18 protein-coding genes and 1 pseudogene are annotated in these 20,446 nt (G+C 64.8%); 14 read left to right on the top strand and 5 right to left on the bottom strand.

All coding sequences use genetic code 11. The features are described from left to right. Positions 1-2,827 (top strand): autotransporter domain-containing protein (locus A985_RS23755; protein ID WP_017231596.1); only part of this gene is annotated, 2,827 nt, incomplete at its 5' end. 42 nt (positions 2,828-2,869) lie between these two features. Here the strand turns inward: A985_RS23755 and A985_RS0101130 are convergent. Both A985_RS0101130 and A985_RS0101125 read right to left on the bottom strand, forming a co-directional pair. Then, positions 2,870-3,403 carry a hypothetical protein gene (locus A985_RS0101130; RefSeq protein ID WP_017231595.1) on the bottom strand — a complete coding sequence of 178 codons (534 nt, stop codon included), beginning with the start codon at positions 3,401-3,403 and terminating at the stop codon, positions 2,870-2,872. After that, positions 3,403-4,101, bottom strand: coding sequence for a flagellar basal body L-ring protein FlgH (locus A985_RS0101125; protein WP_017231594.1), 699 nt, complete (start codon positions 4,099-4,101; stop codon positions 3,403-3,405). Before A985_RS0101125 ends, A985_RS0101130 begins: the two co-directional genes overlap by 1 nt. Positions 4,102-4,320: 219 nt before the next feature. Here A985_RS0101125 and A985_RS23750 point away from each other — a divergent pair, with 219 nt between their 5' ends. From A985_RS23750 to A985_RS0101105, 4 genes are all read left to right on the top strand, one after another. Beyond that, entirely contained in the window at positions 4,321-5,508 is a 1,188-nt protein-coding gene (locus tag A985_RS23750; RefSeq protein WP_017231593.1) for an ATP-binding protein, read from the top strand. Positions 5,509-5,612: 104 nt separating this feature from the next. After that, positions 5,613-6,419 carry a response regulator gene (locus A985_RS0101115; protein ID WP_039829662.1) on the top strand — a complete coding sequence of 269 codons (807 nt, stop codon included), beginning with the start codon at positions 5,613-5,615 and terminating at the stop codon, positions 6,417-6,419. 42 nt (positions 6,420-6,461) lie between these two features. Next, on the top strand, positions 6,462-6,950 hold the full coding sequence (locus tag A985_RS23745) for a hypothetical protein (RefSeq protein ID WP_017231591.1): 489 nt from the start codon (positions 6,462-6,464) through the stop codon (positions 6,948-6,950). 282 nt (positions 6,951-7,232) lie between these two features. After that, positions 7,233-7,835 (top strand): YSC84-related protein, encoded by a 603-nt coding sequence (locus A985_RS0101105; RefSeq protein ID WP_017231590.1) that lies wholly within the window; start codon positions 7,233-7,235, stop codon positions 7,833-7,835. Positions 7,836-7,971: 136 nt separating this feature from the next. On the opposite strand, the gene A985_RS0101100 is transcribed toward A985_RS0101105, so the two are convergent. From A985_RS0101100 to A985_RS0101090, 3 genes are all read right to left on the bottom strand, one after another. Beyond that, positions 7,972-8,841 (bottom strand): ABC transporter permease, encoded by an 870-nt coding sequence (locus A985_RS0101100; RefSeq protein ID WP_017231589.1) that lies wholly within the window; start codon positions 8,839-8,841, stop codon positions 7,972-7,974. 82 nt (positions 8,842-8,923) lie between these two features. After that, positions 8,924-9,757, bottom strand: a complete 834-nt coding sequence (locus A985_RS0101095) for an ABC transporter ATP-binding protein (RefSeq protein ID WP_017231588.1) — start codon at positions 9,755-9,757, stop codon at positions 8,924-8,926. A gap of 169 nt (positions 9,758-9,926) precedes the next feature. Further along, the gene (locus tag A985_RS0101090; protein ID WP_017231587.1) at positions 9,927-10,976 is read right to left on the bottom strand and encodes an ABC transporter substrate-binding protein; all 1,050 of its coding nucleotides are present in this window, start codon (positions 10,974-10,976) and stop codon (positions 9,927-9,929) included. A gap of 284 nt (positions 10,977-11,260) precedes the next feature. Between A985_RS0101090 and A985_RS0101085 the strand changes: the two genes are divergently transcribed. The 9 genes and pseudogenes from A985_RS0101085 to A985_RS23735 all read left to right on the top strand — a co-directional run. Further along, positions 11,261-11,932 (top strand): response regulator, encoded by a 672-nt coding sequence (locus A985_RS0101085; RefSeq protein WP_026131524.1) that lies wholly within the window; start codon positions 11,261-11,263, stop codon positions 11,930-11,932. Further along, complete coding sequence (locus tag A985_RS0101080) at positions 11,925-13,319, top strand: sensor histidine kinase (RefSeq protein WP_039829658.1); 1,395 nt, start codon at positions 11,925-11,927, stop codon at positions 13,317-13,319. The genes A985_RS0101085 and A985_RS0101080 overlap by 8 nt, the downstream gene beginning before the upstream one ends. 415 nt (positions 13,320-13,734) lie before the next feature. Next, positions 13,735-14,571, top strand: coding sequence for a sensor histidine kinase (locus A985_RS23740; protein WP_198288632.1), 837 nt, complete (start codon positions 13,735-13,737; stop codon positions 14,569-14,571). Continuing rightward, a complete protein-coding gene (locus A985_RS0101070; protein ID WP_017231583.1) occupies positions 14,568-15,227 on the top strand; it encodes a response regulator transcription factor in 660 nt (219 codons plus the stop codon). The genes A985_RS23740 and A985_RS0101070 overlap by 4 nt, the downstream gene beginning before the upstream one ends. Before the next feature lie 492 nt (positions 15,228-15,719). Further along, the gene (locus A985_RS0101065) at positions 15,720-17,150 is read left to right on the top strand and encodes a flagellin (protein ID WP_017231582.1); all 1,431 of its coding nucleotides are present in this window, start codon (positions 15,720-15,722) and stop codon (positions 17,148-17,150) included. Between the two features lie 155 nt (positions 17,151-17,305). Further along, complete coding sequence (gene fliD / locus A985_RS0101060; RefSeq protein ID WP_017231581.1) at positions 17,306-19,411, top strand: flagellar filament capping protein FliD; 2,106 nt, start codon at positions 17,306-17,308, stop codon at positions 19,409-19,411. Positions 19,412-19,450: 39 nt separating this feature from the next. Beyond that, the gene (gene fliS, locus A985_RS0101055) at positions 19,451-19,885 is read left to right on the top strand and encodes a flagellar export chaperone FliS (RefSeq protein WP_017231580.1); all 435 of its coding nucleotides are present in this window, start codon (positions 19,451-19,453) and stop codon (positions 19,883-19,885) included. After that, positions 19,878-20,216 (top strand): flagellar protein FliT, encoded by a 339-nt coding sequence (locus A985_RS0101050; protein ID WP_017231579.1) that lies wholly within the window; start codon positions 19,878-19,880, stop codon positions 20,214-20,216. The genes fliS and A985_RS0101050 overlap by 8 nt, the downstream gene beginning before the upstream one ends. A 44-nt stretch (positions 20,217-20,260) precedes the next feature. Continuing rightward, positions 20,261-20,446: pseudogene (locus A985_RS23735) on the top strand (hypothetical protein); the annotation flags it as partial.

Here is a 20,446-nt window from a genome sequence, read left to right as displayed (position 1 = left end):
AGGCGGGGCCGCGGGCGCGGGCGCCTCGGGGTCCGCGGCAGGCGGCGCCGGGGGCACTGGGGTCGATCTTGCCCAAACCCACAATTCCCTCGCCAATATCGGAACGATCTCGGGCGGTATGGGCATCGGAGGCGGTGTCGGCGTGGTGACGCGTGGCATGGATTCGATCACGAACGCAGGTCTCATCATGGGTGCGCTGACCGGCGCAGGTGGGACCCGAGCGGCGGCGATCGAGTTTGGCGGCACGGACAATTCGCTGAATCTGCTGACGGGCTCCTCGATCCTCGGAACGCTGCTCTTCGACGCGGGGGCGACGGCCACCATTGCCGCAAGCAACACAGGGCTGACACTGAACAACGATGTCATTCTGAGCGACGCGGCGTCGCGCGCGACCGTCTCCACGGCGTCGACCGGCTTGACGATGTCGGGCGTGATTTCCGGGGCTGGCTCGCTCAGTGTCGTGGGCGGCAACACGTTGACGATTTCGGGCATCAACACGTATACGGGGGCGACCACGATCAGCAATGGCACACTCGCCCTGGCGGGAAGCGGCAGCATCGCGGCTTCGTCCGGCGTCGTGCTGAATTCGGTGCTCGATATATCCGCCGTCACGTCGGGGACGTCGATCAAGGCGCTTTCAGGCGCGGGTACGGTGCGGCTTGGCGCACAGTCACTGTCGCTCACCAACGCGGCCGGCACGTTCGACGGCGTCATCGACGGCACGGGCGGCGTTCGGGTGGCCGCCGGCACCCAGACGCTGACAGGCACCAGCACCTACACCGGCGCGACCGTGGTCGACAGCGGGGCCACGCTCAAGCTCAGCGGCGGCGGCAGTGTCGCAGCATCGAGTGGCGTGACCAGTAACGGCGCGCTCGACATTTCGGCAACGACAAACGGCGCGTCGCTCACGGGCATCGCCGGCAGTGGGTCGGTCGCGCTCGGGGCCCGCACCCTTACGCTCACGAACGCCTCGGGCGTCTTCTCCGGCAGCATCGGCGGCTCCGGTGGGCTGACATTGAATGGCGGCACACAGACGCTCTCGGCCGCGAACGTCTACACCGGCGCGACCACGATCAATGGAGGCACACTGGCATTGACAGGCGCCGGCCAATTGTCTTCGGTGACGAGCCTTGCGATGCTGGGCAGCGGCGCGACGTTCGATATGTCTGCTGCGGGTACGCAAGCGGTCTCGGGATTAAGCGGCGTGGCGGGCACGCGTCTGCTCATGGGGGCGAATTCGCTGAGCGTCGACACCTCAGGCAACAGTACGTATGCCGGCGACCTTGCGGGCAGCGGGACCTTCACCAAGCTCGGCAGCGGCATGCTCGTTCTCAATGGCGCGAGCACGGCCTTCACGGGGACGACGAGCGTTGCGGCGGGCACGCTCGAAGTCGGCGACGCCAACCACGACACCGCCTCACTGGGCGGCGACGTGGCCGTCGGCGCACAAGGGACGTTGCGCGGGCACGGCACGATTATCGGCAGCGTGACCAACGGCGGCATCGTGGCGCCGGGAGGCTCCATCGGCACGTTGCGCATCAGTGGAAACTACACACAGGCGTCCAATGCAACGTTGGCGATCGAGGTGAGTCCGACGGCGGCGTCGCAGCTCAAGGTATCGGGAAGCGCGACGCTGAACGGGGTGCTGGCGATTACGTACGATCCCGGCACGTACCAGGCAACACGCTATACGGTGGTGACCGCGGCGAATGGCGTCAACGGTCGCTTCTCTTCGGTCACCGGCGCGCAGGCGGCAGGCGCCAATCTTGGCAGCCTGCAATCATCGGTCGCCTATGGTGCGAACGATGTCATCCTGTCGCTGGTCGATCCGTCCGTCAGCGATCCCGGGAGCTCGGGCGCAATCGTGATTGCGCCGAAAAACACGAGCGTCTACACCGCGCTGGGCACGGCGGCGCTGGCGAATGCGCAGTCGACGGCCGCGGCGCTTCTCGATCAAGCTACGCGACGCGCCGTGGATACAGGGCTTGCCACCGGCGACGCGGCGCCGCGTACCTCGCCCGTCTGGGCCACGGCCACCGGATTGCACGCACGTGTGAATGGCTCGGGCGCTCAGTCTGGCTTTCAGGAGAATCAATACGGCTTCCTTGCTGGCGCGGAACGGCACGAAGAACGCGTCATGTTTGGGCTGGCGGGCGGCTATTCCCATGCCGATCTTTCGGAACAGGGCACGGCGAGCTCAGGCACACGGGACACGCTGCGCCTTGCCGCGTATGCAAGCCGTGAGATGGGCGCGGTCGATGTTGCCGCCACTGTCGGGTACGGCCTTCACTTCCTGTCGCAGAAACGCCCGTTCGCGGGCATCGGCACGGCCGAGGGCGATCATATCGGGCAGGAATTGACGGCGGCGGCACAGGCGAGTGCACCGATGGCGATCGCGGGCATTGTCGTGACGCCTCGAGCCGGCCTGCGCTACGCCTACTTCCACGCGAACGGCTTCGACGAAAGCGGTGCGGGCGGACAGAATCTGCGCGTTGGCACGGACAACACGCGGAGCCTGCAACCGTTTGTCGGTGTGACGCTCGACAAGGCGTTCGGCGACGCAACGCGCCCCGTGAACGTCCAGTTCCGCGTGGCGTACGCGCACGAACTGCTCGATGTCGCCCGGGTGATCACCGTGGCCTCGCAGGACGGTACGGCCTTCGTCGCATCGGGTGCGGATTTGCCGCGCGGCTTCCTGACGCTCGGCGCCAGCGTCGGCGTGACACTGGCCAAGCACCTGGATATCTCGCTCGCCTACGATGCGCTCGTCAATACGGCACGCGCATCGTCGCAGGCGGGGAGTCTGAAGGTGAGTTACCGGTTCTGAACGCCCTTGCGCGGATGACGCTTGTCGCCGCCCCTTGTTCGCTCAAAACACCACCAGCCGATCAACCAGTTGCGCGATGCGCGAGTTTGACGCCGACCACGATTCGACCGTACGCGATCGACCGTCGAAGTACACGGTATTGATCACTGATCCGTTGCGGCTGAGCGTCAGCGTTGCATAGGCCAGGTATTCGCTCGGCGTGTTGCCCCACAGAGCATCGCGCCAGGCGCGGCGCACCGAGTAATTGAGCACCACGCAGCCCGTCGGCCAGGTGCCCGGGCTGTAGATCGTGCTCACGATGCCATAAGCGCGTAGGCGACCCTGTATCGCCGGCAGCAGATCGGAAATGCCGTCGGGCGCCAGCTCGATACACACATTGTGCGAGAGCAGCTCCGGCGCGGCGGGCGTCGTCGGCGGCACGATGGACGGCAGTTGATCCGACAGCATCACGCCCGTCGACACCATGCTGGAGGCCACCTGCGCGGCGAGCACCGGCACCGGTGTCGTGAAGAGGCACCCGCCCAGGGTGGCGCTGGCGGCCGCCGCCAGCATCAGCACGATCGCCAGTCGTTTCATCAGAACGGCGACACGCCGAGCAGAATGCCCTGCAGCCAGCCACCACTGCTCCCGTCGGCGACCTGCCCCTCCTCCACGCGCGCCACCTTGACGTGCCCCACCTTGCTCGACGCGACCACATTGCCCGGTGAGATGTCGAATTTGTTGACGACGCCGGTAAAGCGGAACGTCTCCATATTGCGCCCTTGCAGGACCTGCTTTTCCCCGCCCACGACATATGCGCCGTTCGGCAATACGTCCACGATCGCCACCGCAATCGTGCCGGCCAGCGCCGTGCTCGAACTGTTGTTGCCGTTGCCCTTGAAGGCACTGGCCGATTGACCGATGTTGAACCAGCGCTCCAGCACGGAATCGGCCCCATTGGCCTTGGCGCTCTTGGCCGTCACGCTCGCGTTGCGCGAGATGTCGCTCTGCGACTTGTTTCCACCGGACGAGTTTTCGGACACCGCGATCGTAAGCAGATCACCGATGCGATGCGCGACCGGTGTCTCGAACCAGTTCGTGGCGGTGGTCGATTGGTAGATGGATCCGCCCGTCTGCACGTTCGCCACGCGCGGCATGGGCATCATGCCCATCGGCGTGGGCGCCGGCGACGAGCTGGAGCAGGCCCCCAACATGGCGCCCGTGGCGGCCAGCAGCGCAAGCGTCCGGAGAACACCGCGCGCCGCAACGCGCGGTAGCATCGACAGCTTCGACATGGTGAGGCGCCCCCGCGCCGATCCCGGATGCCGGATCCGGTCGTCTTGGAATAGTGTGAACGGTTGATCGATGGCGCAGCCGACACGGCGGCCAGCGTCGAGAGGAATAGTAAGGAGTGCAGGTGCAGGCACTAAGCACAAATAGAGGAAAATTTGTGGAGGCCCGCCGCGCGCCACACCGATGCTGAGAAAATGGCGCGCCAACGTCGGCAGAGCTCCATGGGTTCGCCCCGTCAGGCGCGCTTTCCCGCCATCACCGTTCGCCCAACCACGCAGCGCATGAACTCCGGCATCACCCGCAAGCTTTTCCTCGCGCTCTTCGCGACAGGCCTGATCACCATGACGGCCACGGCACTCGCCGTGCGCGCCGCGCTCGGCGGGCATCGCTGGCTGTGCGGCGACAACCTGATGTATCTGACGGTCCTCGGCGTCGCGCTGCTCGGTGTCGTGGCGCTGCATCTCGCCCGGCGTCTGCTCGTGCCCGTCACCCCGTTGCTGGAGGCCACCCACCGCATGGCGATGGGCGACTACAGCGTACGCGCGCCGACAGCCGGTGCCGACGAGCTCGCCCGTCTCGCCGTCGATCTGAACCGCCTGGCAGACACGCTCGCCCGCAACGACCGCTCGCGCCGCGACCTGCTCGCGGACATTTCCCACGAGCTGCGCACGCCGCTGTCGATCCTGCGCGGGGAAATCGAAGCGTTGGAAGACGGCGTACGCCCGCTCACGCAAGACGCCCTCGCCTCGCTGCGCGTTGAAATCTCGCAGCTCTCCAAACTGATCGACGATCTGTACGAACTCTCGCTCTCGGACGTCGGCGCACTCACCTACACGTTCGCCCCCGTCGACATGACCGAGCGCGTCGCCACGTCCGTGGCCGCGTTCGGCGACTGGTTCGACGCCAAGGGCATCGCGCTGAACGTGCACCTGCCCGACGACACGCCCATCATCAACGGCGATCTCCACCGCGTGACGCAACTGCTGGGCAATCTGCTCGAAAACTCGCTGCGCTACACCGACGGCGGCGGCGCCGTGCGCGTGTACCTGTCGGCCACGGCCACGCAATTGCGTCTGGAGATCGAGGATTCTGCGCCGGGCGTGCCGGACGACGCGCTGCCGCGTCTGTTCGAGCGCCTGTTCCGCGTGGAGGCATCCCGCAGCCGGCGAAGCGGTGGCGCCGGTCTGGGGCTGACGCTTTGCAAACATATCGTCGAAGCGCACGGCGGTCAGATCGCCGCGCGGCATTCCCCACTGGGGGGTCTCGGACTCACGATCACTCTGCCGCGTCACCGCCCTGCGCCTGCGGCCGCAGGGGGGGCGTGCGGCGGCGGATGCGACCGGTCACCCGGCGGGACGAGCCGCCCCGGGCCCGCGCGGCTCGATGACCCCGCCCTTGCGAGCTCGTGATGAACCCTTCGCCCATGCCTTCGACCTCGCCGAACCCGTCGCCGGGCGCTTCGCACGCATTGACCCCGGCGCCGCTTTCCGCCCCACGTTCACCGACCGACGCGATGACCCTCTCCAACACCGCCCCGATTCTGATCGTCGAAGACGAGCCCAAGCTCGCCGCGTTGCTCGCGGAATACCTGCGGGTGGCGGGCATGCCTTGCCGCATTCTCTCGGACGGCCGCGACGTGGTGCCGGCCGTGCGCGCGACACAACCGCGCCTGGTGCTGCTCGATCTCATGCTCCCGGGCATGGACGGCCTCGAAGTCTGCCGCGCCGTGCGCGAGTTCTCCGAGGTGCCGGTCGTCATGCTGACGGCGCGCGCGGCAGAGACGGACCGGCTGCTGGGCCTCGAACTCGGCGCCGACGACTACATCTGCAAGCCCTTCAGTCCGCGCGAAGTCGTGGCACGCGTCAAGGCGATTCTGCGCCGGGTGAGAGGCGCCAGTACCGCCAGTACCACCTTCGGCCCCCAGGGAACCGCCAGTCTTGCAAACGCGGCACCGCCGCGCGCGCTCGTCATCGACGCGATGCGTCATCACGCACGGCTCGACGGACACGAACTGCCGCTCACGCCGGTGGAGTTGCGGTTGCTGGCGACGCTCGCCAGCCATCCCGACAAGACCTTCCCTCGTGCCCACCTGCTCGATCGCATGTACGACGATCACCGCGTGGTGGCCGATCGCACGGTCGATAGCCATATCAAGAACCTGCGTCGCAAGTTGCAGGCGATCCGGCCCGACGAGGAAATCGTGCGCTCGATCTATGGCGTCGGCTATCGGCTCGAATTGCGCACGGACCGCCCGGGCATGGGCGCCGCGCGGCATGGCGTCGCGGGTATCGACAATCCCGCCGGGGCGATGCCAGAATAGGCGCACCCGCGCCGCAGCGCGGTTCCCTTGAGGAGATCGACGATGCCACGCCGCGCCGCTACGTTGTCCCCGATGTCCACTGCCCTCACAGCCTTCACCTCATCCGCGTCATTCACGCCAAACGGCGTCGCAGCGTCGATGCTTGGCATTGCCGATCTTGCGCGGTCTTACGCGCCGATCAAACGTTTTCTGCAAGCTTCCACCGTCGTCGCACTGCTCGGTGTGAGCGGCGGCGCGTGGGCGCAGACGCCCGTGTGTTTCGATAGCGTCGGCCACGCCCTGCCGCCAGAGCAATGCTCGCAAGCCGCGCGCGATCAGGCCGCATCGCAGGCGACTGCGTCCGGCGCGAGATCGCCCTCACTGCGCGACGAGTGTCGCGCGCTCGCCGACAAGATCGCCAACACGCCGGACAAGCCGGTCTACCAGCGCGGACGCCGGGTCGAGTCGCCCGCCGGCGATCGCGTCGACATTCCTACACGCACCCGCCCGCGCAAAGCGCTCAAGGAAGAGTACATGCGCAAGTGCACGTAGGCGGACACCTACAAGTTGACGAGAGATGTCTGCAAGTTAACGGAACTTGTTGCCCCATTTCCTTGACAATAACGTCAGAGACCGCATAATCGTCGTCACGCCGATGGGTTGTCTGCCACGATTTCACGCAGACACATCCGTCGGATGCCGAATTATCGTTCTCATCATCCGCTTCATGGCCGACACGACGCGAGCCGCGTGGAATGCGTCATCGGCCCGACGTTTTATCCGGATCCATGCCGCCGTGCTCAGCACGGGGCACACGCTACCTGGAGGGAGAAAATGCAAAAACGCGAATTCCTGATGAAGACTTCCGTCGCTGTTGCCGCCGCTGCATTCGCGCTGTCGGGCTGCACCACGACCACCCCGTCGCAGGCCAGCAAGAGCGACAGCTCACCCGGCGCCAACGCGAACAAGCGCCGTGAGATCGATGCTTCCGTGAATGGCGCGCTCGACAAGATGTATGCGTCCGTACCGGGCTCGCGCGAACTGGTGAACAAGTCGCGCGGCATGCTCGTGTTCCCGTCGGTGCTGCAAGCCGGTTTCGTCGTGGGCGGCCAATACGGCGAAGGCGCGCTGCGCGTGGGCGGCGCCACGAAGGGCTACTACAACACGGTGACGGCGTCGTTCGGTCTGCAGATCGGTGCGCAGTCGAAGGCCATTATCTTCCTGTTCATGACGCAGGACGCCCTCGACAAATTCCAGCGCACCGACGGCTGGACGGCGGGGGCCGACGCCTCCGTGGCCCTGGTCAAGATCGGCGCGAACGGCGCGGTCGATCTGAACACCGCGACTTCGCCGGTCGAAGTGATCGTGATGACCAACGCCGGTCTCATGGCCAACCTGAACGTCGAAGGCACAAAGGTCAGCAAGCTCAACATCTGACGACGCCCGGAGACCGCGAGGCATTCAGGAATCTGGCGACCTCGCGTCCCACGTCCCACGTCCCACGCCAAACGACAACGGCGCCATCCGCAATGGATGGCGCCGTTGTTTTATGCGCAGACGATGACCGTCGGCATTACTCGGTGCTGAACGCCGCCGGACGCCACTTCAGCAAACGTTTCTCGAGCGACGTCAGCAGGTAATCCGCCGCCAGCGCCACCACGGCAAGCACGATCATCGCGGCAAACACGCCACTCGCATTGAACGCGCCCTGCGCGGTCGAGATGAGCAGGCCGATGCCCTGCTTCGAGCCGAGGAACTCACCGACCACCGCACCCACCAGGGCAAAGCCGAAGCTGACGTGCAGGCTGGCGAGAATCCACGACAACGCCGACGGAATCACCACCGACATCGTCACCTGACGGCGCGACGCGCCCAGGATCTGCGCATTCGCGATCATGTAGCGGTCGGCTTCACGCACGCCCTGGAAGGCATTGGCGAACACGACGAAGAACACCATCACCACGGCAAGCGCCACCTTCGAGGCCATGCCCAGACCCAGCGAGATCACGAAGATCGACCCGAGCACGACGCGCGGAATCGAGTTGGCGATCTGAATGTAGAGACTAAAGACATCCGAGAGCAGCTTGTTGCGGCCGAGCACGATGCCGCAGATCACACCCGCCACGCCGCCGATCAGAAAGCCCAGCACGGTCTCTTCGAGCGTGACGAACACCTGCGTCCAGAGCGGGCCCTGCGAGGTGCCTTCCACACACCATTCATAGATCTGCGCAACGATTTGAGTCGGTTGCGAGAAGAAGAACGGGTCGATCCACCCCACGCGCGCGCCCACTTCCCAGCCGCCCAATCCGATCACCAGAATGGCCACGCGCAGAAAAATCACCAGCGCGCGACGCTGTTTGATGCGACGCTGCGCGCTGGCTTCCTCGCGCGCGAGATCGGCGTCACTGAATCCTGCCACCATGGCCTGTTCACTCATGTTCATGCCCTCCTCCAGACGGCGTGGGCACGCGCGTCGATGCGCGGCCCGCAAATGCATTGTCGATGCCCCGGCGGGGGCGTCGTCTTCAACCGATCTTCACTTCCTCACGCAGATCCGCCCAGATCTCGCGCGAAATGTCGATGAAGCGCTGCTCGTAGCGAACTTCCGACATCACGCGCGGACGCGGCAAATCGATCGTGTACACATTCTTCAGCGTGGCCGGACGCGCCGTGAGCACGAACACGCGATCGGCCAGCGCAATCGCCTCTTCCAGATCGTGGGTGACGAACACCACCGAGCCGGAGGTTGACGACCACAGTTGCAGCAACTCGTCCTGCATGAGCGTGCGCGTTTGCATGTCCAGCGCGGAGAACGGCTCGTCCATCAACAGGATTTCGGGGTTGTTGATGAAGGTCTGTGCCAGCGCCACGCGCTTGCGCATGCCGCCCGAGAGCTGGTGCGGGTAGTGGTCGCCGAACTTGTCCAGGCCCACGCGCTTGATCCATTGGTCGGCCAGTGCGTAAGCGGCGTCTTTGGACTGACCGCGAAACAGCGGGCCGGCGGCCACGTTCTCGCGCACGCTGCGCCACGGGAATACCGCGTCGTTCTGGAACACGAAGCCAATGCGCGGGTCGATGCCGTTGACCGGCTGCCCCATCACGCGCACGCTGCCGGCAGTCGGGCGCAGCAGGCCGGTGATCATCGACAGCGTGGTCGATTTGCCGCAGCCGGTCGGCCCGACAATGGCGACGAACTCGCCGCGGGCGACCGACATGCTGAAGTTGCGCAGCGCGATGGTGGCGTGGCCGTCCGCCGAGATGAAGCGGCACGACACGTTGTCGAATTCGATGGCCGGGGTATCGCGCGAGACAGGGCTCGCAGCGCGCGCCGGCGCAGTGGGGGTGATGGTCTGGGTCATGCCCGGTTCCTCAGTGACGTCGAAGGGCAAACGGTGTCGTTGCGGTTTTTCAGGGGTGAGTCTGCCCACACACCGGACGGTCGTCGGGTGCGGGCGGCTCGGGTGGCGGCGCGTCGAGCGACGCGCGCGCCGGAACTACAGGATCAAAGGGTGACGCGAGATCGAACGCTTACTTCGGCACGTTCGCGGCGTCGACAAACGCGTTGGTGTAGGTCTTCGAAAGGTCGATGTGCTTGCCCTTGACGTTCGGGTTGAACGCGGCGAGCACCTTGAGCACCGTCTCCGGACCATCCTTCGGCATGCGGCCGTCCGGCGAGTACATCGGCAGCGAGTTCTGCAGCGCCTGCAGGTACAGCGCCTTGTTGTTGGCGTAGTAGTCCTTCGGCATCTTCTCGGTGATCTCTGCGGCCGAGTGGGTGTTGATGTACTTGAGTGTCTTCACGAACGCGCGGGCCAGCTTGGTCGCCTCTTCCTTGTGCGTGTCGGCCCACGCGCGCTGCACGTACAGGCTCGACGCCGGGTAAGCGCCGCCCAACGCGTCGACCGTGCCCTTCATCGTGCGCATGTCGACGAGCACTGCCGCGTCGCCCGTGTTGATCAGACGCGAGGCGGTCGGCTCGGTCGTCATGCCGGCGTCGATCCGGTTCTGCTTGATGGCGGCGATGAACGTGTTGTCCGCGCCGACGGGCAGCACCGAGAATTGCGACGACGTGATGCCGTGCTTGGCCGCGAGGTACTGCGTGAGGAAGTTGGTCGACGCACCCAGGCCCGTCACACCCAGGGTCTTGCCCTTGACGTCGGCCATGCTCTTGATGGTGTCGCGGCTCTTGGCATTGACCAGTTCGACTTCGCCGGGCACCTGACCGAAGACCGTGATGGCCTCGATTTCCTTGCCCTTGCTTTGCAGGTCGATGGAGTGATCGTAGAAGCCAACCACGGCCTGCACGGCACCGGCGAGCAATTCGTTTTCGGCGTCGACACCGGCCGGCTGCGAGAGCAGCTCGACGTTCAGCCCTTCGTCCTTGAAGTATCCGAGTTGCTCGGCGAGTTTGGCCGGCAGGTAGATCATCTTGGTGATGCCGCCCACCATGATCGTGATCTTGCCGCTGTCGGCGGCGAAACTCGGCACGGCGGCCAGCGCCAGCGATGCGCCGAACACGGCGGCCAGAACGGGTTTCACGAAGGCTTTCGGCGTACGCACGCCATGGCTTGCTCGCATTATGGTGTCTCCATCGTTTTTAGGGATAATGGCTCAAGCGTCGCGTTGCGGCGCCGGCCGACCGCTGTGGTTTGCCACAGGGCCCAGGCAGCGGTCCTCTGAATCGTTTCCTTTGCCTTGATGCGAATTGTAGAAAACCGAAGCTTTCATCGAGCTTTCGTCCCATGCAGGTTTTCTTGCGCAACCGATGGGTGTTTACCCGCTGTTGGCTTGCGCCGGTTCGGCGGGCACACTCGCCGTCGCTGTCTGCGCCGCTGTCTGCGTCGCCCTACGCCTTTGCCGTCATGAAACTGCTGCTGATCGAAGACAACGACACCCTCGCCCACTGGCTCGCCCGCATGCTGCGCGACGACAACTTCACGGTCGACGCCGCGCGCGACGGCGACGCCGCCGACCGTCTACTGCAAACCGAGACGTACGACGTGGTGCTGCTCGATCTCATGCTGCCAAAGCTCGGCGGCAAGCATGTGCTGCGACGGCTGCGTGAGCGTCGCAATAATGTGCCGGTGATCATTCTCACGGCCAGCGGTTCCGTCGACGAGAAGGTCGACTGTCTCGGCGCGGGGGCCGACGACTATCTGGTCAAACCCTTCGAAGTGCGCGAGCTAATCGCGCGCGTCAAGGCGCTCGCCCGCCGGCATGCGCCCGAGCAGAGCGCGGATCTGGTGTGTGCCGATCTGGCCTATCACGCGGGCACGCGACAGTTTACGATCGCGGGTGCGCCGCTCGCGCTGCCGTCGCGCGAGCATGCCGTGCTCGAAATCCTCATGCGCAAGCAGGGAAAGACCGTTGCCAAAAGCGCCCTCGTCGACGGCGTCTTCGGTCTCGACGACGAACCGAGCGCCGATGCCATCGAGATCTATATCCATCGTCTGCGCAAGAAACTCGAGACGAGCCACGCAGCCATCATGACGCTGCGCGGCCTGGGCTATCTGCTGCGCGCCAAAGATGCTTAGCCTTCGCGTACGGCTGCTGATGTGGCTGATGCTGCCTCTCACGCTCTACATCGGCGCGAGTGGGTGGCAGGCCTATCGCAGTGCGCGCGACACCGCCGCGCTCGTGCAGGACCGGGCCTTGCTCACGTCGGCGCAAGTGATCGCCGGGGAACTCACCTGGGTCGATGGGGCCCTGCGCGCGAGCGTGCCGCCCTCCGCACTCGAACTGTTCGCGTCGCCGGCGCGGGACCGGGTGCTCTATCAGGTCGTCACCGAAGACGGCCAATTGCTCGCCGGCCCGCCGGATTTCCCGCGCCCGCCGCTCTTTTCCGGCACGACCCCGGCGTACTTCAGCGTCACCGTGAATGGCGAACCGCTTCGGGCCGTCAATTATGTGCGCACGATGTACAACGCCGGCACACCCTATCAGGTCGCGGTCGTGGTGGCCGAGACGATGCACGCGCACGACGCGATGCTCTCGCAGTTGTGGGAACCGTCGCTGCACCGCCAGATCGCCATGGCCGCGCTGGCCGCCTTGCTGGTGCTCATCGGGCTGACGGTCGAGCTGCATCCGCTCATTCGCCTTAAGGACGAGGTCGCCGGGCGCGCGCCGCAGGAACTGGTGCCCATTCGCGCCGGACAACTCCAAACCGAACTGCGACCTATCGTCGACGCCATCAACCTGTGCATCCAGCGGCTCTCGGCACAGGCGCAGCAACAGCGGCGCTTCGTGGCCGACGCCGCGCACCAGCTACGCACCCCGCTCACGCTGCTCGATACCCAGTTGCAGTTCGCGGCGCAGCTCGATGATCGCGCTGCGCTGGCCGACGTACTAGCCGCCATGCAGACGAGCAGTCGAGGGCTGGCCGATCTCACCAACAAGCTGTTGCTGCTCTCGCAGGCGGAGGCGGCCGACACGCCGGCGTTCTCGCGCTCGCGTGTCGATCTGGTGGCCGTGGCCGCCGCCGTGCTCGAGGAACTCGTCGCCCTTGCGCAACGACGCCATATCGATCTGGGATTGGAGACGACCGAAGCGCACGTGTGGGTCGAGGGCAATGGCGAGCTGTTTCACGCCATGGTCATGAATCTTGTCGACAATGCGATCCGCTATATCCACGAGGGTGGTCGCGTGACCGTCGCCATCGACAGTCCTCAGGACATGGCCCGCCTGCGCGTGATCGACGATGGGCCGGGCATCCAGGCCGAGGCGCGGCAGCGTGTGTTCGAGCGCTTCTATCGCAATGCGCCGCCGGGTCAGCCCGGCACCGGGCTGGGGCTGGCCATCGTCAAGGAAATCGTGGCGGCCAGTTACGGCACCGTGACGCTGGCGTCGGGCGACGACGGTCGCGGTCTGATGGTGACCGTGACGCTACCGCTCGCGATAGAGGCTGAACGCAACGCCCTTTAGAAGACGTTGCCGGCGTCACGTCTCCGATACCGCACACCGCAAGCCTGCACCGCCGCCTGATAGAAACTCGCAGCCGTATGAAGTCGCAAGAAAAACTCAGGCTTTACCGTTGGTTAGATTGAAAAAATCGTTTGAAACACTGGCTCGACTCCATGCGCTAGGACAAACCCTGATATATTTTGGGGTCTTCGCAGAATTCCCCTTAAGCAAGCCAATACTTTTTGATCCAAATCAAAGAGTTATGCTTCGACGTCCGTCACGTGCTTGTTTGCCACGTGTAATTGTGACGAAATGTAAAGTTTGTTAAATTCGGTGGGGTCTCGGCGCGCAAGTTGCGGCACGGGACTTTTTCTCTCAGGAATTTGCCTCCATGCCGTTTCTCGTCGATCGTGCCGCACAGGCTGCGAGACGTCGCGTGTCACTTGACGACGCGTTGCACACGCGCGCCGTGACGCCGACATCGGGTCTGGCGGCCGCGTGCGACACGGCGTTGCCCGCCGAGTCCGCCTCGCGCGCGCCGGCACAGTCCGAGGCACACGCAATTGACGCCGCTCGCGAAGCCGAGCGCACGCGCCTGGCCAGGGAGATACACGACGGACTTGGGGCGCACCTCACGGCATTGCAATTGGTGGTAGCGCGTCTTGCCACGCGCGCCCCGGCCGACGCCGCCGAGTGGCAGTCCCTCTGCACCCAGATTCAGCAGGCAGCAAACGCGGCGCAAGACGCGGCGGATGACCTCGTCTGCCGCCAACGCCCCCCCGCGCTCGACGCCGGTCTCGTCGCGTCGTTGCGCGCCTGGCTGCGTCGCTTTGGCGAACAAAGCGGTCTCACCTGCATTTGGCGCTGCGACGACGTGACGCGTGAGCGCGTCGCCAAGCTCACGCCCGACGCGGTGCTGGCGTTATATCGAATTGCGCAGGAAGCCTTGACCAACGTTGCCCGACACGCACACGCCTCTCGCGTAGTGGTGGCGCTCGACGGCGGTCATCGTTCACTCAAACTCACGATTTCCGACGACGGTTGCGGCTTGGTCCGCGGCGCGCGTCGCAAGCAGGGACATTTCGGATTGGTTGGGATGCGCGAGCGCTGCACGGCGCTTGGCGGCACGATACGTATTGGCAGTGCGCAAGGATCGGGGACGCTCGTGAGCGCGCGTCTTCCCTGGCACCAGATTCTGTCGTCCCCGGCCGCGGCACCCGCGACCGGCCATCATGCCCCGGAATCGCTTGCTCTTCACGGATACGCATCATGACGCTCAGAGTGCTCATCGTCGACGACCACGCCATCGTGCGTCAGGGCGTGCGACAGTTGCTCTCCGACAGCGGGAGCATCTCGGTCGTCGGCGAAGCCGACTGCGGCGCGGAAGCGCTGGAGATGACCGACGCCGCCCAGTGGGACATCGTCCTGCTCGACATTTCGCTGCCCGACACGAACGGGCTCGAAATTCTCAAGACCCTGCGACGCAAACATCCGCGTCTGCCGATCATGATCTTCAGCATGTACGGTGAAGGCCAGTTCGCGCTTCGGGCGCTCAAGGCCGGCGCGGCCGGTTATCTGAGCAAGCGCTCGAACGCCCAGCAGTTGGTCTCCGCCGTGCGGCAGGTCGCCGCGGGCCGCAAGTATGTCAGCCCGATGGTCGCCGAGACGCTCGCCGACTACCTCGGCCCGGACGCCGACCAACCGCCGCACGAGCGCCTGTCCGACCGGGAATATCAGACGCTTTGCATGATCGGCTCGGGCAAGCGCCTGACCGACATCGCCAATGCGCTTTCGCTCTCGGTCAAGACGGTGAGCGTGTATCGCACGCGCCTGCTGGAAAAGATGCGCCTGAACAACAACGCCGAACTCACCTATTACGTGATGCAACACGGCCTGGTCAGCGCCGAGATGGGACCGCTCTGCGCCTGAGCGCTCCGGCACCACCCAATCAGAAGTAAGCGATCACTACGTGGCCCGAGAACGCGGGCCACGTGCATTTCGGACCGCCGAACCGACCTCGGTCGTCGACAGCGTTGCGTCCGGCAACGCTTTCTCACCCGGGCGAGAAATTTTCTCGTGCACCTTCAAAGCGTTGCCACCTGCCGAGAATTGGCGGTCGCGCGACAGGGGCCAGGCAGTCGCCTGCGCCTCTCCAAGCCTTACAGGGATTGAATAAGCGGCAGATTGCCCCTTTCCTTGCGGGATCGATCGGGGAAGAATTTTGTAGACTGGTCCGCTAGCGTTTTTCCTACATCGACAGGGCCCGTCGATGGGGGGTGACACATCATTTTGTGAAATCACCCTAAATTTTCCCAATGGCCGTCCGATATCCCCTACAACGGCGGCTTTCGGCGAATGGCTGTAGAGCCGAAGTTACGGCGCTTAAGCCGGAGCCAAAAATTTTGGGAAAGGAGTGGCTAAATGTCATCTGTCATCAATACCAATATCTTCTCGCTGGTTGCACAACGTAACCTGAGCACGTCGCAGTCGGGCCTGCAAACCTCGATCACGCGCCTGTCCTCGGGTATGCGCATCAACAGCGCCGCCGACGATGCCGCCGGTCTGGCGATCACGGACCGCATGTCGGCCCAGATCAACGGCACGCAGCAAGCGCAGCGCAACGCCAACGACGGTATCTCGCTGGTGCAAACCGCCGCGGGCGCCCTGTCGGCGATCACCGACAACCTGCAACGCATCCGCACGCTGGCCGTTCAGTCGACCAACTCGACGAACTCGGCTTCGGACCGTGCCGCGCTCGATCAGGAAGTTCAACAGCGTCTGGCGGAAGTGAACCGTCTGGCCACGCAAACGTCGTTCAACGGCCTGAACGTGCTCGACGGCTCGATGGGCACGGCGAACTTCCAGGTCGGCGCCAACGCAGGTCAGACCATCTCGGTCAACCTGCAACAAAGCATGAAAATTGCCGACATCGGTTCGGTTGCGCAAACGACGACGGTAAAGAATCCGCTGAGCTACACGGTTTCGGACTTGGCGGTCACGTTCGACGCTGCCGGCGCCAACGTTACCAAGGCCGTCAAGGCCGGTACGTACAACAGCGCAGCGGATCTGGCCACGGCGATCAACGCCGCCGCACAGCAAGCCGGTTTCACGGGTAACGTCGCTTCGGTCAACGCGGCCGGAGAACTCGCCCTGACCAACACGGACGCTGCCAAGACGATGACGTTCAGCGGCGCTGTCGACACCATCGCGGCGAACCTGAACATCCCCACGACGGCCGTCGCAGCTGGTGCCACCATCACGTCGAGCAACGTTGCCGCAACGTATTCGCAGACCCTGGCGGCGGGCGACTTGGTGCTGACCGTCAACGGCAAGGCGACCAACATCACTGGCAAGATGAACAGCGCCTCCGATTTGGCCAACGCGATCAACTCGTCGAACAGCGGTGTGAACGCGTACGTGGACAACAACGGCGCAATGCACCTCAGCTCGGGTCAGGCATTCCAGATCAGCGGCGGCACGCCGGCCATCCTGACCAAGCTGGGCCTGCCGACGGCAGCCACGACCTACGCCACGAGCGGTAGCCTGGCACAAGCCGACGTGAAGTCGGTCAACAACGCCACGCTGATGCTGTCGCAGATCGACTCGGCCATCGGCACCGTCGACACGCTGCAATCGACCCTGGGCGCTATTCAAAACCGCTTCCAGTCGACGATTTCGAGCCTGTCGACCACGACGCAGAACTTGACCACGGCGCGTTCGGGCGTGCAAGACACCGACTACGCTTCGGAAACGGCCAACCTGACCAAATCGCAGATCCTGCAACAAGCCGGTATCTCGATGCTGGCCCAGGCCAACCAACTGCCGCAACAAGTGCTGAAGCTTCTCCAGTAAGCGCCTGTTGGGTTGGGTTTGACGCCCGGCGGCAACGTGGTCGGGCCGCCGGCGGCGCCACCTTCACGGGGGGTGCCGCCGCAAACATTACAAAGGCAGACTTTTTGTGCCGGCGTTTTGTGAGTTGAGCAACCATTTTAGAGAGCGAGCAATTTATGGCGACTACCGGCAGTAGCACTACGGGCTCCATTTCGTCACCGGGCATCGGCTCCGGGCTGGACGTGAACGCGCTCGTGACCAGTCTGATGCAGCCGGCCACGCAAAAGCTCAGCTTGCTCAAATCACAAGAAGCCAGCTATCAGACCAAGGTCTCCGCACTCGGCAGCCTGCAATCAGCGCTGAGTTCGTTCCAGTCGTCGCTGTCGGCCCTGTCGTCGGCGTCGTCGTTCCTGCAGATGACCGCCACACCGGGCGACGCGACCTTCCTGACGACGTCGGCGGACACCACGGCGAAGGCGGGCAGTTATACGATCAACACGACGCAACTGGCGCAGGCGCAAAGCCTGTCGACGTCCGGCGTGTCCGATCCTGCCGCCTCGATCGGCACGGGCGCGTCCACCCAGTTGACGTTCAGCTTCGGCACGATATCGGGCGGCACGCTCGCGAACGGCACGTACACCGGCGCCAGCTTCTCGCCGAATGCGCAGCAGGCACCGTTCAGCATCACGATCACGAACAGCAACAACTCGCTGCAAGGCATTCGCGACGCCATCAACGCCGCCAAGGGCGGGGTGACGGCCACGATCGTCAACGACGGCAGCGCCACGCCGAACCGCCTGGTGCTGACCTCGACGCAGACCGGCCAGGCGATGAGCATGAAGGTGGACGTCGCCGCCGGCGGCGACGCCACGCTCACCAACATGCTGGCGTACGACCCCACCGCCACCCAGAACCTGACGCAGACGGCCGCGGGCCAGAACGCGAACCTGACCATCAATGGCCTGGCCGTGTCGAGCCAGACCAACACGGTCAAGAGCGCCGTGCAGGGTCTGTCGATGACCCTGCTCAAGACCGGCTCGACCACCGTCAGCGTCAGCAACAACAGCGACGGCGTCACCAAGTCCGTCAGCGATTTCGTCACCGCGTACAACACGCTGCACTCCGCGATCGGCCAACTGACGTACTTCGACAAGTCGAGCGCCTCGCCCGGCAGCACCTCGAACAACAACGGTCCGCTGATCGGCGACACGACCACGCAGATGATCACAACGCAGATCCAGCAGATCCTGAACGGCAAGCTGCCAGGGGTCTCGGGATCGGTGCTGACCTCGCTCGCGGACATCGGCGTGACGTTCCAGGCCGGCGACGGCTCCGGCAGTGCCACCGATACATCGGGCCAGCTGGCGGTCGATTCGACCAAGCTGCAGAAGGCCATCGCCTCGGGCGGCTTCGCCCAACTCGCGTCGTTGCTTGCCACCAACGGCACGACCAGCGACAGCCTGATCAACTACCAGAGCTCGACCACCAATACCCAGCCGGGCCAGTACGACGTCGTCGTCACGCGACTGGCGACGCAAGGCACGCTCACGTCGAACGCCACGCTTGGCGCGAACACCGTCATCAACGGCACCAACAATACGCTGACGGTGCAGGTCGACGGCACGAGCACGACCATCACCATCCCGAACGGCACCTACACGCCCGACAAGATGGCCGCCGCCTTGCAGGCCGCGATCAATGGCAACTCGCAATTCGTCGCCAACGGCTCGACAGTGACCGTCAAGCAGACGGCCGGGGTGCTGTCGATTACGTCGAACCGTTACGGCTCCGCCTCGAACATCCGCGTGACGTCGGGCAATGCCCAGACCACGCTGTTCGGCACGGGGGTGTCGCCCAGCACCGATGGCGTGGATGTCGGCGGCTCGATCGGCGGCGTGATCGCCACGGGCAGCGGCCAGTCGCTGACCGGCGCCGCGGGTTCGCTGACCGACGGCCTCAAGATCCAGGTCACCGGCACCAACCTCGGCAATCGCGGCACCATCAATTTCTCGCAAGGCTATGCGTCGCTGCTGTCGAACCAGGTCAGCAACTTCCTGAGTGCCAAGGGCGCCATCAGCACGGCCACGTCGAACCTGAATGCCAGCATCAAGCACGTGCAGCAACAGGAAAGCGACTGGCAAGACCAGATGACGCAGATGCAGAACCGCTACCTCGCCCAGTTCACGGCGCTGGACGCGACGATGGCCAAGTTGCAGAACACGAGCGACTACCTCAAGCAGGTGCTTGGCGGGTCGTCGTCTTCGTCGTCGTCCTCGAAGTAAGCGCGCGACGCACTCACGCCGCGCGCTTCGGAGAAAGTCATGTACGGTCAAAACGCCGCCAACGCTTATCGCAAAGTCGGACTCGAGACGGGCGTCATCGCCGCGAGTCCGCACCAGCTCATCATGATGCTGTTCGACGGCGCCAAGGCAGCCCTCACGAAGGCCCGCGTCCATTTCGAAGACGGCCGCATCGCGGATCGCGGACTCGCGCTCTCGAAAGCCATCGGCATTATTGGCGGTCTGCGCGACGGCCTGGACATGGACGCCGGCGGAGAACTGTCTCGCAACCTGCGCGATCTTTACGACTACATGGGCCAACGCCTGCTCGAGGCGAATCTCGAGAACGACGTGGTCAAGGTGCAGGAAGTCGACACCCTGCTCGATACGATTGCATCGGCCTGGCGAGCGATCACGCCGGCGGCCGGCACGGGGGCCCCCGCCGCACAGGCGGGCACCGGAGTGCGCTATGAATGAAGCCAAGTCGTTGCTGAACTGCTACGAGAGCATTGCCGGCCTCACGGAGCGCATGCTCGGCGTGGCGCGCGATGGCGATTGGGATGCCCTCATCGACCTCGAGATGCAGTATCGTGCGCAGGTCGATTCGATCAAGCAGCTCGACGCGTCGCTACCGCTCAGCGAGGACGAGCGGGCGCGAAAGCACGCCGTCATCCGTCGCATTCTGGCCGACGACGCCGCGATCCGCGATCTCGTGGTACCGCGCCTGGCGCATCTGGATGCCATGATCAACAGCACACGCCGTCAACGTGCCCTGCACGAAGTCTACGGCTTGAACCTGGGCGCCTGACGCGCCAGCGCGTCGCGTCGCCCATTCTTCGGAGTCAGTCAGGTATGGCCGGTCTCGATTCGGTGCTGGCCACAACGCTCGCACGACGGCTCGACACATTGCTGGGTGCCGGGCAAGGCGCGGCCTCGACGACTGCGCCAGGTGCCGTATCGGGCCTGCAGCCCACCGGCGACGCCACGTCCGCCCTCGTCGACCTCGCCACCCGCCCGTCGACGACGGCCGTCGGACTC

Source organism: Pandoraea sp. B-6 (genome assembly GCF_000282835.1).
In the GTDB taxonomy this organism is placed as follows: Bacteria; Pseudomonadota; Gammaproteobacteria; order Burkholderiales; family Burkholderiaceae; genus Pandoraea; species Pandoraea cepalis.
This window is presented reverse-complemented; position numbering and strand designations above follow the sequence as displayed.

What these genes read in the sequence shown, in the direction of transcription:
- A985_RS0101130 (WP_017231595.1), bottom strand. Translation starts at nt 3,403, where the DNA reads ATGAAACGACTGGCGATCGTGCTGATGCTGGCGGCGGCCGCCAGCGCC.
- A985_RS0101125 (WP_017231594.1), bottom strand. Translation starts at nt 4,101, where the DNA reads ATGTCGAAGCTGTCGATGCTACCGCGCGTTGCGGCGCGCGGTGTTCTC.
- A985_RS23750 (WP_017231593.1), top strand. Translation starts at nt 4,321, where the DNA reads ATGGGTTCGCCCCGTCAGGCGCGCTTTCCCGCCATCACCGTTCGCCCA.
- A985_RS0101115 (WP_039829662.1), top strand. Translation starts at nt 5,613, where the DNA reads ATGACCCTCTCCAACACCGCCCCGATTCTGATCGTCGAAGACGAGCCC.
- A985_RS23745 (WP_017231591.1), top strand. Translation starts at nt 6,462, where the DNA reads ATGCCACGCCGCGCCGCTACGTTGTCCCCGATGTCCACTGCCCTCACA.
- A985_RS0101105 (WP_017231590.1), top strand. Translation starts at nt 7,233, where the DNA reads ATGCAAAAACGCGAATTCCTGATGAAGACTTCCGTCGCTGTTGCCGCC.
- A985_RS0101100 (WP_017231589.1), bottom strand. Translation starts at nt 8,841, where the DNA reads ATGAACATGAGTGAACAGGCCATGGTGGCAGGATTCAGTGACGCCGAT.
- A985_RS0101095 (WP_017231588.1), bottom strand. Translation starts at nt 9,757, where the DNA reads ATGACCCAGACCATCACCCCCACTGCGCCGGCGCGCGCTGCGAGCCCT.
- A985_RS0101090 (WP_017231587.1), bottom strand. Translation starts at nt 10,976, where the DNA reads ATGCGAGCAAGCCATGGCGTGCGTACGCCGAAAGCCTTCGTGAAACCC.
- A985_RS0101085 (WP_026131524.1), top strand. Translation starts at nt 11,261, where the DNA reads ATGAAACTGCTGCTGATCGAAGACAACGACACCCTCGCCCACTGGCTC.
- A985_RS0101080 (WP_039829658.1), top strand. Translation starts at nt 11,925, where the DNA reads ATGCTTAGCCTTCGCGTACGGCTGCTGATGTGGCTGATGCTGCCTCTC.
- A985_RS0101070 (WP_017231583.1), top strand. Translation starts at nt 14,568, where the DNA reads ATGACGCTCAGAGTGCTCATCGTCGACGACCACGCCATCGTGCGTCAG.
- A985_RS0101065 (WP_017231582.1), top strand. Translation starts at nt 15,720, where the DNA reads ATGTCATCTGTCATCAATACCAATATCTTCTCGCTGGTTGCACAACGT.
- fliD (WP_017231581.1), top strand. Translation starts at nt 17,306, where the DNA reads ATGGCGACTACCGGCAGTAGCACTACGGGCTCCATTTCGTCACCGGGC.
- fliS (WP_017231580.1), top strand. Translation starts at nt 19,451, where the DNA reads ATGTACGGTCAAAACGCCGCCAACGCTTATCGCAAAGTCGGACTCGAG.
- A985_RS0101050 (WP_017231579.1), top strand. Translation starts at nt 19,878, where the DNA reads ATGAATGAAGCCAAGTCGTTGCTGAACTGCTACGAGAGCATTGCCGGC.